The organism is Bacillus cereus group sp. MYBKT111-2, assembly GCF_051915205.1.
GTDB classification, from domain to species: domain Bacteria; phylum Bacillota; class Bacilli; order Bacillales; family Bacillaceae_G; genus Bacillus_A; species Bacillus_A paranthracis.
Genome location: NZ_JBQAEG010000003.1, coordinates 494,827 through 512,508 on the forward strand (window position 1 = coordinate 494,827; position 17,682 = coordinate 512,508).

Consider the following 17,682-nt stretch of genomic DNA (forward strand, 5'->3'; position numbering starts at 1 on the left):
GTTATTCCACCTCCGTCTCCATAATCATTTCATTTTCTAAAATATTTCCTTCTTCTTGCATACCAAACTGTACATTACGCTCAATCCATTTACGGCGCGGTTCTACTTTATCGCCCATTAATGTTGTTACGCGGCGCTCTGCTCTTGCTGCATCATCAATTTTCACGCGAATTAATGTACGCGTTTCAGGATTCATCGTTGTTTCCCATAATTGATCCGCATTCATTTCGCCAAGTCCTTTATAACGCTGTAACATGTAACCTTTTCCAACTTTTTTCGTTACTTCATCTAATTCATCATCTGACCATGCGTATTCAATTACTTCACTTTTTCCTTTTCCTTTACTTACTTTGTATAAAGGAGGAAGTGCGATAAACACTTTACCAGCTTCGATAAGTGGTTTCATATATCTGTAGAAGAATGTTAATAACAATACTTGAATATGCGCCCCGTCTGTATCGGCATCGGTCATAATGACAACTTTATCGTAGTTAATATCTTCCACATCGAATTCATTGCCTACACCGCCGCCAATCGCATAAATAATTGTATTAATCTCTTCATTTTTAAAGATATCAGCAAGCTTTGCTTTTTCTGTATTAATTACTTTACCACGTAACGGTAATACCGCTTGGAAGCGTCGATCTCGCCCTTGTTTTGCAGAACCACCGGCAGAGTCACCCTCTACTAGGTATAGTTCATTTTTCTGCGGGTTACGTGATTGTGCAGGTGTTAACTTACCACTTAATGTACCTTCTGATTTCTTTTTCTTTTTACCAGTACGCGCTTCCTCTCTCGCTTTACGAGCGGCTTCACGTGCTTGCGCTGCTTTAATTGCTTTTCTCACAAGAAGTGTGGCTACGTCCGGGTTTTCTTCTAAAAAGTAAGCTAAATGCTCTGATACAATGGCATCAATTGAAGAACGAGCTTCACTTGTACCTAGTTTCCCTTTTGTTTGTCCTTCAAACTGAAGTACTTCTTCTGGTACACGTACAGAAACGATAGCCGCTACACCTTCACGAATATCTGTACCTTCTAAGTTTTTATCTTTTTCTTTTAATAGTGAAACTTTGCGAGCATACTCATTGAACACACGCGTCATCGCTGTCTTAAATCCAGCTTCATGTGTTCCACCATCTTTTGTACGTACATTATTTACAAACGAAAGAATATTTTCTGAGTAGCCATCGTTAAATTGAAATGCTAGTTCTGCTTCAATCCCATTTTGTTCACCAGTGAAGTATACAACTGGGTGAATTGAATCTTTTTCTTCGTTTAAATAGGAAACGAAAGCTTCAATTCCTGTTTCATAATGAAAGACATCTTCTAAATCATTTCTTTCATCTTTTATTGAGATTTTCATCCCTTTTAATAAGAATGCAGATTCACGTAATCTCTCACATAATGTTTCATAATTGTAATTTGTTGTGCTGAAAATCGTTGTATCTGGTTTGAAATGCATTGTCGTACCAGATTCTTTCGTCTTTCCGATTTTCTCAAGCGTCGTTACAGGAACACCGCCATTTTCAAAGCGTTGTTCATAAATATTTCCGTCACGCTTAATCGTTACGACTAACCATTCAGATAAGGCGTTTACAACTGATGCCCCAACACCGTGTAAACCACCACTCGTTTTGTAACCACCTTGACCAAACTTACCACCGGCATGAAGTACAGTTAAAATAACTTCTGGTGTAGGTTTTCCAAGCTTATGCATTCCCGTAGGCATTCCTCGCCCTTTATCTATAACGCTAATACTATTATCTTTATGTATTATGACAGAAATTTCGTCGCCAAATCCCGCTAACGCTTCATCAACGGAGTTATCTACTATTTCGTATACTAAATGATGCAATCCACGGCTGTCCGTGCTCCCGATATACATACCCGGGCGTTTTCGAACGGCTTCAAGTCCTTCTAACACTTGAATCGCATCTTCATTATATTGGAACTGATGCTTCGCCAAACTCCTTGCCCCTTTCCTAATCCAAAATCAGAACATATGTTTCTATTATAGAATAACGCCTCGACTATAGTTTTGGCAAGTTATCTTATCTCTTTTATATACCATTTTCAATAGAAAAATCCTTGTTTTTTCACAAGGATTCCTCTAGGCTACTATTTCAGAAAAATAATCGTTTGTCAACGAGAAATGGATATGTATGCCAAGATTACACATTCCAAACCTTTATTATGATCCAAATGATCAATATCCAAAACGGGATTACAAGTAACAATCCCCAAAAACAGCCTTTAAAAAATCTCATGATGAACACCTCGTTCATCGGCCCTACTTATTATCATGAGGGCTGAAGCAATCTTCCTACCTTTACAATCTATACTATTTTGTCATCGCATGTTCTACTTTTATACAACGATCCATTATTACAGTATAGTCTTTTTCTTTTAAAAGTTTGTATGTATCTTCATCTTGTACTCCTAATTGTGCCCAAAAAACATCTGCATCAATCTCTACAAATTCTTTTGCAACATCCATTAAAAACTCTGAGCGACGAAATACATTTACAATGTCAACGTGTTCCTTAATATCCTTTAGTGAAGCAACTGCCTTTTCTCCAAGCACCTCATCTACTGTTGGGTTAACTGGAATAATGCGGTATCCAGCATCTTGCATTGCTTTTGAAACCATATACGATGTACGCTCTGGCTTATCCGATAAACCAACAACTGCAATCGTTTTGCTTTTCTTTAATACTTCACCAATTTCCGTACGAGTTGGGTTTTCAATTGTCATAAATTATCCCTCCTATTCCTTTAGTATAGCCGATAAAGAAAGTCTCTTTCAATATGAAAGAGACTTTCTTTTATTCCGATTATTGATTCTTTGTAGCTGAGTTATCTGCTAAAGTAGCTGTTTTCGTCATTTTTTGACCGTTACGATAGAATGTAACTTCTACCTTCTCTCCTACTTTTTTCTTTTCATATAAATATTTACGGAATTGAAGTGAATTTTCTACTTTTTGATTATCTAATGCTACTACAATATCATATTGCTCTAAACCTGCTTTTTCAGCCGGTGATATTGGGTAAATTTTACCTAATACAACACCGTTTGTTACTTCTTTCGGTACTTTCAATTGATTGACTGCATAAGCTTGCACATCTTCTAATGAAACGACACCTACTCCAAGCGCTGGACGTTTTACTACTCCATCTTTTTCAAGAGATTCAATAACTGGTTTTGCGATATTAATTGGAATAGCAAATCCAATTCCTTCAACTTCTTGTTGTGCAATTTTACTTGAATTAATCCCAATTATTTCTCCGTTTTGGTTAAATAACGCACCACCACTATTACCAGGGTTAATTGCTGCATCTGTTTGAATAACTTGAGCATTCCAATCTGCACGTTTATCGCCATCAATATCAACCGGAATTTCGCGTTCTTTACTACTGATTATACCTTCCGTTACACTTCCGTCAAATCCTAATGGGTTACCGATTGCAATTGCTTTTTCACCCGCACGGATTTTACTAGAATCACCTAAAGTGGCAACTTTATTTACATTAGCACCATCAATTTCAACAACAGCTAAATCTAACCAAGGGTCTTTCCCTACAAGCTTCGCATCTACCTTCTTGCCATCACTCAGTTTTACAGCAAGTTTATTTGCACCATCTACTACATGATTGTTCGTTACAATATATGCTTTATTTCCTGCCTTTTTATAAATAACACCTGATCCTGAACCAGCTTGTTGTTCTTGACCCGTCGGTTGCATTGCAAATGGATCAATACTTTGTTGCATATTAATAACACCTACAACAACATCTTTCGCGCCTTCAATCATACCAGGTAAGTCCGTTTCATTTTTTGCTTTATTGATAACAGGAACTACAGTACCTTCAACTTTTGAATCTGAACTAAAAGATGATACAGTCGCTCCATTATTTTGAGCCCATGGCATATATGGTGCCGCAAAACTAATTGAAACAGCCCCAACTACAGCTCCGACTAAACCTGTGAAAAAATAGCCTTTTTTACTGCCCGATTTTCTCACTTCTCTCGTTTCACTATGCTCTTCATTTAAATTTGGTCCGTCGTAATATCCCATGTTTACTTCCCCTCTCTGGTGAATTCGTATTTTTAGTATAGTCACGTTTTGTGTCCTTCTTGTGAACTCATCGTGAAATCCAATTAAAAAAATACACTTATTTAACATTGTAGACAAAAAAAGCATTTTTTGTACATTCCACCTGCAAAAGAGGATATAAAATTGTTATTTTCCTAGACTGAAGCACACAATACGTTCCAAGTTATTCTTCAAATTTATAACCAACACGAATAACAGTACCGATATGCTTCGCTTTATCTCCTAGCTTATTTCGTAGTTTTTTAATATGAGTATCAACAGTTCGGTCATCACCGTAATAGTCATATCCCCATAACTGATCTAATAAATGTTGACGTGACAACACAATTCCTTTGTTCTCCATTAAATAAACGAGAAGTTCAAATTCTTTATGTGTTAATATAATTTCTTCTCCATCTACTAAAACAGTTCTAGATAGACGATTCACTTCTATTCCAGCTAAAGACATAGCATTTTCTTCAGCTACTCCTACCACGCCATCCGCACGCTTCAATAAAGTCTTTGCGCGAGCTACTAACACTTTCGGGCTGAAAGGTTTCGTTACATACTCATCTGCACCTAATTCGAAACCTAGTAATGTATCATCCTCATCCGAACGTGCTGTCAACATAATAATTGGTACTGCTGATTCTTTTCTAATTCTTCTACAAACAGACCATCCATCTATTTCTGGTAACATAATATCTAACATAATTAAATCAATTTCATGCTCTGCAAATAATTCTAACGCTTTTTTTCCGTCTTCTGCTTCGATTACTTCAAAGCCTTCATTGCGAAAATAATCGCTAACAATTTCACGTAATCTTCTTTCATCTTCAACAAGTAATACTGTTTTATTCATAATAATCTATCCCGCCTTTTTACTCTTTCAATCGAATAATACGTTGATTGGAGCTTCCGCGAAATGGAAGTGTTAAATCTTTTTTCTCGATTTCAAATCTTCCATCGACTAAAACATCCCCATAATGTAACAACTCTATCATATCATTATTTTGAGAACTCTGTATCTCTTCTAACGTATAACCTGTATACATCCATAGATTTTTTTTCAAATCTTTCACAGCTTTTGCTACTTTTTTCACTTCAGCCGCTTGGAAAAATGGATCTCCACCTGAAAATGTTACATCAGTTAATGGATTACTTGCAATCTCTTTCACAATTTCTTCTACTGTCATTTCAGTTCCATTACAAATATTCCACGATTTCGGATTATGGCAACCGAAACAACGATGCGGACAGCCCGCAAAAAACACGACTGTCCGCAACCCTTCTCCGTCTACTACACTATCATGAATGATGTTCATCACTTTCATTTATGTTTCACCCGATCCATCTCTTCACTACGTTTCGCACTATTCCACTTCGACATATCTCCTACAAGATAACCTGTTATACGGCGAATTCTTTCTATTTTAGCCTCATCTTCATTTCCGCAGCTCGGACATTCATTTCCAATAACTCCGTGATAACTACAGCACTTACAACGGTCAACAGGGTGATTAATTGAACCGTATCCAACGCCATGTTCTGCCATCGCTTGTACAATTTGTTTTAATGCCTTTTTGTTATGCATTGCTGCTCCATCTAGTTCAATATACGTAATATGTCCCCCGTTACATAGAGCGTGGAACGGGCCTTCTAAACGAATTTTATTTATCGCTTGCATGTTATAATAAACTGGAATATGGAATGAATTCGTATAGTAATTATGATTTGTTATACCGCTAATCATGCCAAATTCTTCTCTATCTTTTTTCACAAACTTCCCTGATAATCCTTCTGCCGGAGTTGCAATTACCGAGAAATTCAGTTCATGTTCTTCTGTCGCTTTATCCATTCTATCCCTCATAAAGGAAATAATTTCATACCCGAGTTTCCATGATTCTTCATCTTCTCCATGATGCTTTCCTGTTAAAGCTACTAAACACTCCGCAAGACCGATAAAACCAAGACTTAACGTCCCTTGCTTTAAAATGGATGCTACAGAATCTTCAGGCTGTAACTTTTCTCCACCGCGCCATACACCTTGTGAATATAAAAATCGGAAATCTCTTGCTCGTTTCGTACATTGATACTCAAATCGCTCTAATAATTGCTTAATTCCTAAATCTAAATAATAATTTAACGCTTCAAAAAACGCTTCTTTTGAACCACTAATTAATGCTAATTTCACTAAGTTAATAGATGTAAATGATAAATTCCCTCTTCCAATCGCCGTTTCTTCTCCATGTATGTTCGACATAACACGAGTACGACATCCCATGTAACATACTTCACTTTCCGGTCGTCCATCATAATGCACGGCATTAAATGGCGCATCTAAAAATGAAAAGTTAGGGAATAATCGTTCAGCTGTTGTCTCTAACGCTAATTCAAATAAATCATAGTTCGGATCACTTTCTTCAAAATTCACACCTTTTTTCATTTTAAAAATTTGAATAGGAAAAATTGGTGTTTCCCCTTTACCAAGACCAGCTTGTGTTGCTTTTAAAAGTTGTTTAATTAAAAGTCTTCCTTCTTTCGATGTGTCTGTTCCATAATTAATAGAAATAAACGGTACTTGTCCTCCGCCCCGACTATGCATACTATTTGAATTATGAATGAAAGCTTCACAAGCCTGATACGTATCATTTTCTGTTTCTTTCCACGCAAATTCTTCTATTTGTTCTTTCGTAAGCGGATATGACTGTAATCGTTTCTTATGTCTCTCTACTGTTTTTCTCACATATGGAGCTAAATCAACATCAAAGAGTGCAAACGATTGACCACCGTGCTGCATATTTTGATTCGCTTGAAAAATAATAGACGAAAGAGCCAATGCACTTTTAATGTCTTGCGGTTGTCTCATATGTCCATGTCCGGTATGAAAACCGTTCGCAAGCATTTGCGCTAACGGAATTTGCGAACACGTCGTCGTTCCAGTCGCATAAAAATCTAAGTCATGCGGATATAATATATTTTCATTTATCGCTTTTTTCACTTGATCTGACAATAAATTTTCCACAGCATAATATTTTGCACTCTCAGATGCGAACGTTCCCATTACTCCCATTGGAGAGCGGCCGTCTACATTTGCATTTTCTTGCATTAAATCTTGTTCATTGCCGTGGACAATCGTCTCAAACACTCTCATTAATTCTTCTCCACGTGTATTTTTTTGTAACATTTATAACCCTCCACCAATATGTTGTTGTCTTTTGATTAAAATGTTACTACATATAGTCTTATTGTTTCTGTGAGAAATGTAACATTCCTGTGAAATTTTTTGCACGAAATAATGAATTTTTCATTTACAAAAAAGAAATGTGCTCTTTACAAATGTATGGTACAATATACGGGAAAAACTCTTTTTACCCTTTATCAACACATTTGAATAAAGGAGACTGAACTTATGGTTACTACATATCTTTTATTTATCGTTGCCTACTTACTTGGCTCGATTCCATTTGCACTAGTCGTTGGAAAGATTGGTTATGGAATTGACATTCGTGAGCACGGAAGCGGTAATTTAGGCGGAACAAATACATTCCGCACATTAGGGAAAAAAGCAGGTTTTATCGTTACAATTGCTGACATTTTAAAAGGTACATTAGCAACGAGTCTACCGATTATTTTCGCGTTAGATGTTCATCCACTATGGTTCGGATTAGCAGCTGTTCTTGGACATGTGTATCCGATTTTCGCGAAATTCCGTGGTGGTAAAGCAGTTGCAACTTCTGCTGGCGTGCTATTATGCTACTCACCAGTTGTTTTTGCAATTTTAGCTGTTGTCTTTTTCAGCCTTTTATTTACAACAAGATACGTATCACTTTCTTCTATGGTAACAGCTGTCGTTGCCGTTATCGCATCAATTGTTAGCGGGGATAAAATCTTCATTATTGCGATGTGTTTATTAGCAGGTATGGTTATTTATAAACACCGTGCAAATATTGGACGAATTATAAATAAAACTGAACCGAAAGCAAACTTTTCAAAAAAGCAAAAATAAGATCGTAACCCACATAACGCAAAAAGAAAACGTGAAGCATATTAATAGCGTCTTTTTGCGTTATTTTTTATACTAAAGAAAAAGCAACATAATTTGGAGGAACTATACATGAATCTTTCCGTAACAAAAGAAGCAGCACAATGGTATAAAAACGAATTAAACTTACAATCAGGTGAAACACTACGCTTTTTCGTACAATACGGTGGTTGCAGTACTGTGCAAAAAGGACTTTCTTTAGGTATTCGTAAAGATGATCCTGCACATCCTGCTGTGCAAATTCAAGAAGAAGATATTAACTTCTTTATTGAAAGCGATGATGAGTGGTTCTTCGATGGACATAATTTAGTTGTTACATTTAACGACGGTGATGATTTCCCGCAATTTAATTATGAAAAATAAAAAAACGTGGCTTCCGCCACGCTTTTTTATTTTTTCTTAATTTCCTCATATTTCGCATACCACTCTGGATAGAACTTTTTAAATGATACAGGGCGGAACCCTTCTTTTTTTGCACAAATATTCGTTGTACTTGCAGTAATACAAAGTTCGCCATCACCATTATAAATTTCATATCCATATACAACGCGAAGCGGGCTCACTGTATCAACCCACGTTTTTACAATTGCTTTTTCCCCGTAGCGCATCGCTTTACGATAAGAAATTTGCAAATCTAAAACAGGAGAAATAATTCCTTCCTTCTCCATTTCAACATATGAAAACCCTAAATCTTGTATAAGTTTCGTGCGACCTAGTTCAAGCCACACTAAATAGTTTGAATGGTAAACAACACCCATTTGATCTGTTTCCGCATAACGGATTTCAACTTCATGTTCTGCTACAAACATATGTATTCGCCTTCTTTCACTTCTGCTACCTTGCATACATTTAATCATAATACAGTGACATCAAAAATAAAATAAAAATAGTGAATCTTTTACCGAAAGGAGCAAGCATATGATTCAAATTGTAACGGTTCGTAGCGGTGATAGCGTATATAGCTTGGCATCAAAATATGGATCAACACCTGACGAGATAGTAAAAGACAATGGATTAAATCCAGCTGAAACACTCGTTGTTGGTCAGGCACTAATTGTGAATACGAAAGGAAATAATTATTATGTACAGCCTGGCGATAGCTTATATCGAATCTCTCAAACATATAACGTTCCTCTCGCTAGTTTAGCTAAAGTGAATAATTTATCTTTAAAATCCATTCTCCATGTTGGCCAGCAATTATATATTCCAAAAGGGACGAAACGAGCAGTAGAATCCATCGCTTATTTACAACCTTCAACTATCCCCATTAAAGAAAGTTTAGTTAATTCTACACGTGCTATTAATCCATTTTTAACATACTTAGCCTACTTCAGTTTCGAGGCAAAAAGAGATGGTACGTTAAAAGAACCAACTGAAACAGCTAAAATTGCTAATATTGCAACGCAAGGAAACACCATTCCTATGCTCGTTATTACAAATATTGAAAATGGAAACTTTAGTGCCGATCTAACATCCGTTATTTTACGTGATGCAACGATTCAAAATAAATTTATTACAAACATTTTGCAAACAGCTGAGAAGTACGGTATGCGAGACATTCATTTTGATTTCGAGAGCGTGGCACCTGAAGATCGCGAAGCGTATAATCGTTTTTTACGAAATGTGAAAACACGCTTACCTAATGGGTACACACTAAGTACAACACTTGTACCGAAAACAAGTTCAAATCAAAAGGGAAAATTTTTCGAAGCTCATGATTATAAAGCACAAGGTCAAATTGTTGATTTCGTCGTCATTATGACATACGACTGGGGTTGGCAGGGCGGACCACCGATGGCTATTTCTCCTATCGGTCCTGTAAAAGAAGTACTTCAATACGCAAAATCTCAAATGCCTCCGCAAAAAATTATGATGGGACAAAATTTATACGGATTCGATTGGAAACTTCCATTCAAAGAAGGAAATCCGCCTGCAAAAGCAATTAGCTCTGTCGCAGCTGTTGCACTAGCTCGTAAATACAATGTTCCGATCCGCTATGATTTCACAGCACAGGCTCCTCATTTTAATTATTTCGATGAAAATGGTGTACAACACGAAGTTTGGTTTGAAGATTCACGGTCTGTTCAAAGTAAGTTTAATTTAATGAAAGAACAAGGTATAGGTGGTATTAGTTATTGGAAGATTGGTTTACCATTCCCGCAAAATTGGCGTTTACTTGTTGAAAACTTTACGATTACGAAAAAGGGCTGACAAAAGTCAGCCCTTTTTTACTATTAAAAACTCGTCACAAAAAGAAGAATGATAACATTCTCCCTTTTTAACCGTTATCAACAATCGGTTGTTTACCCGTTTGGTCTTGCATTTGCTTTCCTTTATTGCCACCAGCTTTTTTTGATTGTGTTCCAATATGATTCGGTACAAAGTCTTTTGAATTCTTTTTCGGATTACCCATTACTATCGCCTCCTTAACAGTAGTATCGTACTAGTGTTAAGAATTATTCAGCTTGCTTAAAAAGTTTCATTTCATAACGTTTTTCAATACGCTCTTCAATGCGATCGATTGCATCGCGATCGCTTAATAATTGTTGTTTATTTTCTTTCACAAGCTCGTCAAATGATTTGCGACGACTTCTTCTCATGCTGTTCACCCTCTCTCCTTCTCATTCTTACTATACATAGTATGAGCAAAGGAAAAACTCTTTAATCAGATTTGCAAGAAAATTTTATGTTTTAATACTCCTAAAAAAACTCCGTGTACAATAAAATGTACACGGAGTTTTTCATACCATAATATTTAAATACTCTTTTAACTTTTCATCTGCATTCATTTCACTTTGTTTATAATCATGCAGCGCTTGCAGTACGAAATCATACTGTTCTAAAATATAACTTTCTAATTTCAGGACGTCCTCTAAGCAATTCAGCATAATTCTCGTATTACCAACTTCACTTTTTAATGCCGGTTCACAGGCTAAACTCGTACATATTTCTTTCACATCATCTTCTAATATGTCTGTTAATACGTATTTCTTTCGCCCTTTTACCTTTAATCTCATAACTGGATAAAAAGCTTTTATATCTAAATAGCTTCCTACATTCATGCAACGAATCCATTCGATATCACGTTTATTTCGTACAAGTATCTCTTTTACCGCTTCATATACTGCTGTCTCATCAAGTACTTCTGTATTCGATTTCCTTTTCGCCTCTTCTTCAATAGAGGCACATTTTTGATAAACTGCTGCACAAGTAATACAATCATCAAATGCATTATGAGAACTCAAACGAATTCCAAGCATTCGCTTTAACGTTTCAAGTTTATGATTAGGAGCGTGCTTCATATATTTCTTCGCTAAAAATACAGTATCAATCACTTTATTTTTCGGTTCCGGCAACCCCAGCATATTCACATTACTTTTCAAAAAGCGCATATCAAAAGATGCATTATGAGCGACAATTACATTCGTATGTAAAAATGCTAAAAATAAAGGTAACACTTCTTCAATCGTCGGTGCATCTGAAACACGATAATTTGTAATACCCGTTAAACTCGTTATTCGGTCTGGAATTGGACGCTCTGGATTCACATAGGAAACAAATTGATCTACTAGTTCATGATTACGATATTTCACTGCTGCCACTTGAATAATTTTATCATTATAAGGGTTAAATCCTGTTGTTTCAAAGTCAATTACAACATAATCTAACGGTAAGGATATATTCCCCACTCCAAATACACTCCTTTATCTCTCAACGTTTATATTTCTTTTATCATATCATGAAGCTTTCACTACGTGAAAAAGAAAAGGCAGAAATGATTATATTCCATCTCTACCTTTTCACTGTTATTTTAATTTAGCAATTCGTTTCTCCATCTCTTTTTGCGTCATCGGTCCAATAAACTTATCTTGAATGACACCTTTCGTATCTATAAAATACGAAGTTGGGATTGTAATGACTTTATACGCTGTTGTCACATCAATATTCTTGTCCAATAAAATAGGAAAAGTAATTCCTTTCTCCTTAGCAAAATTACTCACCTTTTCTATCCCTCCGCCTTTTTCTGAAGGCGTATAATTTATTGCTAAAATTTCTACATTTTCTTTATGTTCTTTATAGAAAGCCTCCATATCTGGCATTTCTTGCTGACAAGGTCCACACCACGTTGCCCAAAAATTTACAATCACTTTCTTTCCTTTTAAATCCGATAATTTTACATTCGTTCCATCTAACTTCGTTAATTCAAAGTCTGGCGCACTCTTTCCTATTTCAATACCGTTACTTGCAATCATCTCTTTCATAGCAGCTTTACTTTTTTCTTGCTCTCCTTGGGCCGCCTGATCGCTTTTACCAAACTGTTCATAAGCTGCATATCCTGCTAAACAAAGTAATACTACAATAATCGTAAGCTTCCGCCACATTTTATATCACCCTAACGTGTTTGTCTTCTAACATATTCACCAAAATGCTATATACCTTATTTTAGCTTATACGGACAAGCTTGGAAATATTCACAGTCGAAATAATTAGAATATTCTTATTTAAAGTGCATTTTTTCCTTTTTATCATATAATTAGAAAAACAAATGAAGTATTACCTATCTTCTTCTAGACCCATTCACCTTTTATTTTCATGGTTATATAACCTTCAACAAAAGGGGGATTGTTTATGAATTCATTCGAAAAAATAACATTATATATTCTTAGTTTTCTTTTATATCCAATCGGTATTATTACATGGATCATTTCACTCTTTAATAAAGATATTGAAAAAAAGAAAGTAGGGCGTATTTGTCTTTACATCTCTCTAGTCTCATTCGTCCTTTTCTTAATTCTTGGAATTACAACTTTCCTTATGACTGCTACTTTTAATGTTGATCTGAATCATTCCGAATCTATCGAGTATCAAATAAATGACGCTGAATAAAGATAAGAACAATGCTCTTATCTTTATTCACATCCCTTAAAAAAACAAATGACTATTTATTAATTTTTCAGGACTTCCACATGCTACAATACTTCCTTCTTTCATGATGACAACGCGATCTGCTAGTATCACTTTCTCTACATCATGCGTTGCTACAATTCTCGTTACATCGCTTCCTAGTCCTTCTATCATATTCCAAACAAATTCTTGATTGCCCGGATCTAATCCCGCAGTCGGTTCATCTAAAATAATAAAATTCGGATTTGAACCAATTGCTCGCAATAATGCAAGCCGTTTTCTTTCTCCTCCCGAAAACTCTTCACCGCTTTTATGTAGTACAGTTTGAAGACCTTCAGGTAACCCCCTAATAATCGGCGTTACATTTACAAGTTCAGCACTTTTTTCTAACTCGTTTTCTAAGCCCACTTCCCCGAAATACATATTCTCTTTTACTGTCGTCCGAAAGAATCGAGGTTCTTGCCACACTGTAGTCAATCGAGCCTCATTTCCATAATAAGCAATACTACCGTTAGATGGTTGATACAAACCTGTCATTAATTTTAAAAGCGTTGTTTTTCCTGCACCACTTTCTCCCACAATCATAACGAGTTCGCCAGGATTAATTTGCAAATCAATATTCTTAATTCTGCATTTCTCTTCACCATTCTCCTGAAATGAAACATTTGTTATTGTCATCCCCATCGCTTTTTCTACATTACTATTTGCCACTCGTTTATCTAAAAAGGAAAAAACTCTACTTGCCGAAGCAGCTGCAACTTGTGTCATCATTAATAAATCCCCCACATAACGGACAGGGAAAAAGAGCATCTCAATTGTCGCTAACACTGCAACAAGTGAACCAACCTCCATTTCGCCCTGCATTATTTTTTGCGCACCTATAATAAGAACAACGATATATGCTCCTGTTTCAATCACTGTTCCAACTACTCCAATGTAATGCTGCATCATCGTCTTCTTTACTTCTGTTTTATAAGATTGTGCCGTTACTCCTTTAAATAAGCCAATAGCCCATTTTTCTTTTTGCAAACTACGTAAATCTTGCGCTCCTTTTACAAACTGTGACACCATCTCTACAACAGTTGATTGATTTTTTTGAGCAATACTAGCAATATTTCTTACCTTCTTCCCTAAAAGCATCGGAACCATTGCACTTAAAAATAAAAACGGAGTTATCCACAATATGAACTGTATATCTATATGTTGTAGTGCTATGAACGCACCTATAAATTGCGCAATGGCGTGTATATATTCTATTAATATAGAACCATATAACCTGACCCAGTTCGGAATATCAGACACGACTAACGTTTCTAGCTCTCCTTGTTTAATTTTCTCACTCTCTTCAAACGGTAATAAGAAAAAATGACGTAATACATCTATACGCTTCTCTCGTAATATTCGCTGACTCACTTTTGAACTTACATAATCAAATGAAAGATTGTTCACCCACATCAATAAGCGGGTAACTGTAAACAAAGTAATGTAAAAATACGCTCCCTTCAGCTCTCGTTGAATTAGGTTATCTACAATTAGTCCCATGAATAGTGGACGGGATAGATTTAAAATAGCTGCAAAAACCCCACTGCATACAGCTGCTATTACTAATATTTTTTCTTTCTGTAACGGTAACAAAATTCTTTTATATTCTTTCATAGTATTCCCTCCATTTTTATAGTAAAAAGAAAGGGATGAAACCAAATGGTTTCATCCCTTTCCATAAAATAAGGAAGCTAACAGTTGTTAGCTTCCTTATCGTTCATTTTAATTATTTAGTTCGACACTTTAGACTCTTCGATTTTCTCACGAAGAACCATTTGCAGAATACCACCGTGACGGTAGTAGTCAATTTCTACTTCACTATCGAAACGAGCTACTACTTCAAATTGTTTTTCGTTGCCATCTAAATCAGTTGCAACTACTTTTACAAGATCTCGTGGTCTAACTGTTTTGTCGATTTGAATTTCAAATGACTCGTTACCAACAAGACCTAATGTTTCAGCACTTTCGCCATCTTTAAATTGAAGTGGTAATACACCCATTAACACTAAGTTACTGCGGTGAATACGCTCGAAGCTTTCTGCGATTACTGCTTTAATACCTAATAAGTTTGTACCTTTTGCAGCCCAGTCACGAGAACTTCCCATACCGTAATCCTTACCAGCAACAACTAGAAGGCCTGTGCCATCTTCTTTATATTTCATAGCAGCATCATAGATTGATGTTACTTCACCAGTCGGCCAGTATGTTGTATATCCGCCTTCTGTTCCTGGTGCGATTTGGTTTTTAATACGGATGTTCGCGAATGTACCACGCATCATAACTTCATGGTTACCACGACGAGAACCGTAAGAGTTAAAGTCAACTGGTTGTACGCCGTTTTCTAATAAGTAGCGTCCAGCTGGTGTATGCTTACCGATTGAACCTGCTGGTGAAATGTGGTCTGTCGTTACAGAGTCACCAAATTTACCAACTACGCGTAAGCCTGATAACGTTTCAACTTCACCTGGTTCTTTAGATAAACCTTCAAAGAATGGTGGGTTTTGAATGTATGTTGAATCATTATCCCAAGTATATAAAGCTTCGTTTGAAGTTTGGATTTCATTCCAACGCTCATTGCTATTAAATACTTGTGCATATTCTTTCTTGAACAGCTCAGATGTAACAACGCTTTGAACTACATCTTCAATTTCTTTAGCTGATGGCCAAATATCGTTGAAGTATACAGCATTACCATTTGCATCTTTACCAATTTCATCATTTTTCAGGTCAATATCAACAGTACCTGCAAGTGCATATGCCACAACAAGTGGTGGTGATGCTAAATAGTTCGCTTTTACAAGTGGATGAATACGACCTTCAAAGTTACGGTTACCAGATAAAACAGATGTTACTAATAAGTCGTTTGCTGCGATTGCTTCTTCTAATTCTGGCGCTAATGGACCAGAGTTACCGATACAAGTCGTACAGCCGTAACCAACTGTTTGGAAACCTAATTGATCTAAATATGTTGTTAAACCAGACTTATCTAAGTACTCTGTAACAACTTTAGATCCTGGTGCTAATGATGTTTTTACGTACTCAGGTACTACAAGGCCTTTTTCAATTGCTTTTTTCGCAACTAAACCTGCTCCAATTAATACGTATGGGTTTGATGTATTTGTACAGCTTGTAATTGCAGCGATTGCAATTGCACCTGTTTTCATCGTTACTTCTTTATCTTCTAATGTAACCTTCACTTCTTTATCGAACTCTTGCTCATTAAATCCAAGTCCTTGTGTTCCAACTGGTGCTACAACAGCTTTGTGGAACGCATCTTTCATATCTGAAAGTGGAATTAAATCTTGTGGGCGTTTCGGTCCAGAAAGGTTAGATTCAATTGTATTTAAATCAATTTCAACAAGATCAGTGTAAATTGGATCTTTGCTGTCTGCTGTATAGAATAAGCCGTTCGCTTTACAGTATTCTTCAACAACGCGAATTTGCTCTTCATCTCTACCTGTTAAACGTAAGTATTCTAATGAAATATCATCGATTGGGAAGAATCCACAAGTTGCGCCATATTCTGGTGCCATGTTTGAAATTGTTGCACGGTCAGCTAAAGGCATGCTCTTTAGTCCATTACCGAAGAACTCAACGAACTTACCAACTACACCTTTTTGGCGTAATACTTGCGTTACTTTTAATGCAACGTCAGTTGCTGTAGTACCACTTGGAAGTGTACCAGTTAATTTCACTCCGATTACTTCAGGTACTGGGAAGTATGAAGGCTGTCCAAGCATTCCTGCTTCTGCTTCAATACCACCAACGCCCCATCCAAGAACACCGATACCATTAATCATTGTTGTATGTGAGTCTGTTCCAACTAACGAATCTGGGTATGCAACTAAGTCACCTTCAGCATTTTTCACAGCATGAACAACTGGTGCTAAATATTCAAGGTTTACTTGGTGTACAATACCTGTAGCTGGTGGAACTGCACGGTAGTTATCAAATGACTTTTGTGCCCAGCTTAAAAATTTATAACGTTCTTCATTACGTTTAAACTCTAAGTCCATGTTGAATGCAAGCGCGTCTGCCGTACCCGCTCTATCAACCTGTACAGAGTGATCAATTACAAGGTCTACAGTAATTTCCGGATTAATTTTATCAGGATCCCCACCCATGTCTGCCATTGCTTTACGAAGCGAAGCCAAATCAACAACAGCTGGAACACCAGTGAAATCTTGTAAAATTACACGAGATGGTTTAAATGGAACATCGATATCTTGCACATCTTTCGTTCCCCATTTCGCTAAATTTGTAACATGCTCTTCTGTAATTACACGTCCGTCCACTTGACGAAGTACTGATTCAAGTAAAACTTTCACGGAATATGGTAATTGAGATACGTTGCCAACCCCTGCATTTTCAAGCGCTTTCAAATCATAATAATGATACGTTTTTCCATCTACTTCAAAAGTTGCACGTGATTGAAATGGATTATGTTTGACCATTATGTTTCCCCCCTGTTAAACGTGACTAAGTTGTCTGAATATAAAATGTAGACAAACTTTTCAATACCTTACGATAATATCTTATTACAACTTTCTAAATAAGTAAATAATAAGAAACTTATAGATTATCATAAGTTTTCTT

17 protein-coding genes are annotated in these 17,682 nt (G+C 36.3%); 4 read left to right on the forward strand and 13 right to left on the reverse strand.

What is annotated here, in order from left to right; translation table 11 throughout:
* Position 1 precedes the first annotated feature (1 nt).
* From parE to ACTFNE_RS11305, 6 genes are all read right to left on the reverse strand, one after another.
* Entirely contained in the window at positions 2-1,966 is a 1,965-nt protein-coding gene (parE, locus tag ACTFNE_RS11280; protein WP_270704987.1) for a DNA topoisomerase IV subunit B, read from the reverse strand.
* A gap of 375 nt (positions 1,967-2,341) precedes the next feature.
* Complete coding sequence (locus ACTFNE_RS11285; protein WP_000151382.1) at positions 2,342-2,755, reverse strand: CoA-binding protein; 414 nt, start codon at positions 2,753-2,755, stop codon at positions 2,342-2,344.
* 79 nt (positions 2,756-2,834) lie between these two features.
* The gene (locus ACTFNE_RS11290) at positions 2,835-4,076 is read right to left on the reverse strand and encodes a S1C family serine protease (protein WP_270704986.1); all 1,242 of its coding nucleotides are present in this window, start codon (positions 4,074-4,076) and stop codon (positions 2,835-2,837) included.
* Positions 4,077-4,278: 202 nt separating this feature from the next.
* Positions 4,279-4,956, reverse strand: a complete 678-nt coding sequence (locus ACTFNE_RS11295; RefSeq protein WP_001044683.1) for a response regulator transcription factor — start codon at positions 4,954-4,956, stop codon at positions 4,279-4,281.
* A gap of 19 nt (positions 4,957-4,975) precedes the next feature.
* Positions 4,976-5,428 carry an anaerobic ribonucleoside-triphosphate reductase activating protein gene (gene nrdG / locus ACTFNE_RS11300; protein WP_000867061.1) on the reverse strand — a complete coding sequence of 151 codons (453 nt, stop codon included), beginning with the start codon at positions 5,426-5,428 and terminating at the stop codon, positions 4,976-4,978.
* Positions 5,425-7,281, reverse strand: a complete 1,857-nt coding sequence (locus ACTFNE_RS11305) for an anaerobic ribonucleoside triphosphate reductase (RefSeq protein ID WP_270704984.1) — start codon at positions 7,279-7,281, stop codon at positions 5,425-5,427. The genes nrdG and ACTFNE_RS11305 overlap by 4 nt, the downstream gene beginning before the upstream one ends.
* Before the next feature lie 225 nt (positions 7,282-7,506).
* Between ACTFNE_RS11305 and plsY the strand changes: the two genes are divergently transcribed.
* Together plsY and ACTFNE_RS11315 are read left to right on the forward strand one after the other, a co-directional pair.
* Positions 7,507-8,103, forward strand: a complete 597-nt coding sequence (gene plsY / locus ACTFNE_RS11310; RefSeq protein WP_000258966.1) for a glycerol-3-phosphate 1-O-acyltransferase PlsY — start codon at positions 7,507-7,509, stop codon at positions 8,101-8,103.
* A 108-nt stretch (positions 8,104-8,211) separates the two neighbouring features.
* Positions 8,212-8,502, forward strand: coding sequence for a HesB/YadR/YfhF family protein (locus ACTFNE_RS11315; protein WP_001054442.1), 291 nt, complete (start codon positions 8,212-8,214; stop codon positions 8,500-8,502).
* 26 nt (positions 8,503-8,528) lie between these two features.
* Here ACTFNE_RS11315 and ACTFNE_RS11320 read toward each other — a convergent pair whose 3' ends face one another.
* The gene (locus ACTFNE_RS11320) at positions 8,529-8,948 is read right to left on the reverse strand and encodes an acyl-CoA thioesterase (RefSeq protein ID WP_000495810.1); all 420 of its coding nucleotides are present in this window, start codon (positions 8,946-8,948) and stop codon (positions 8,529-8,531) included.
* Between the two features lie 109 nt (positions 8,949-9,057).
* Between ACTFNE_RS11320 and ACTFNE_RS11325 the strand changes: the two genes are divergently transcribed.
* Entirely contained in the window at positions 9,058-10,350 is a 1,293-nt protein-coding gene (locus ACTFNE_RS11325) for a glycosyl hydrolase family 18 protein (RefSeq protein ID WP_000614849.1), read from the forward strand.
* A gap of 67 nt (positions 10,351-10,417) precedes the next feature.
* Here the strand turns inward: ACTFNE_RS11325 and sspN are convergent, their stop codons facing one another.
* The 4 genes from sspN to ACTFNE_RS11345 form a co-directional block, all read right to left on the reverse strand.
* Positions 10,418-10,552 carry an acid-soluble spore protein SspN gene (gene sspN / locus ACTFNE_RS11330; protein WP_000527989.1) on the reverse strand — a complete coding sequence of 45 codons (135 nt, stop codon included), beginning with the start codon at positions 10,550-10,552 and terminating at the stop codon, positions 10,418-10,420.
* A 43-nt stretch (positions 10,553-10,595) separates the two neighbouring features.
* Positions 10,596-10,739: an FbpB family small basic protein gene (locus ACTFNE_RS11335; RefSeq protein ID WP_001254697.1), complete on the reverse strand. Its 144-nt coding sequence runs from the start codon at positions 10,737-10,739 to the stop codon at positions 10,596-10,598.
* Positions 10,740-10,880: 141 nt separating this feature from the next.
* A complete protein-coding gene (locus ACTFNE_RS11340; protein ID WP_000526906.1) occupies positions 10,881-11,828 on the reverse strand; it encodes a 3'-5' exonuclease in 948 nt (315 codons plus the stop codon).
* A 117-nt stretch (positions 11,829-11,945) separates the two neighbouring features.
* Positions 11,946-12,521 (reverse strand): TlpA family protein disulfide reductase, encoded by a 576-nt coding sequence (locus ACTFNE_RS11345; protein WP_000269075.1) that lies wholly within the window; start codon positions 12,519-12,521, stop codon positions 11,946-11,948.
* A gap of 247 nt (positions 12,522-12,768) precedes the next feature.
* On the opposite strand from ACTFNE_RS11345, the gene ACTFNE_RS11350 reads away from it, so the two are divergent.
* A complete protein-coding gene (locus ACTFNE_RS11350; protein ID WP_001083868.1) occupies positions 12,769-13,026 on the forward strand; it encodes a hypothetical protein in 258 nt (85 codons plus the stop codon).
* A 36-nt stretch (positions 13,027-13,062) separates the two neighbouring features.
* On the opposite strand, the gene ACTFNE_RS11355 is transcribed toward ACTFNE_RS11350, so the two are convergent.
* A complete protein-coding gene (locus ACTFNE_RS11355) occupies positions 13,063-14,700 on the reverse strand; it encodes an ABC transporter ATP-binding protein (protein ID WP_270704982.1) in 1,638 nt (545 codons plus the stop codon).
* 116 nt (positions 14,701-14,816) lie between these two features.
* Entirely contained in the window at positions 14,817-17,540 is a 2,724-nt protein-coding gene (acnA, locus tag ACTFNE_RS11360; RefSeq protein ID WP_000238566.1) for an aconitate hydratase AcnA, read from the reverse strand.
* Positions 17,541-17,682: the final 142 nt, after the last annotated feature.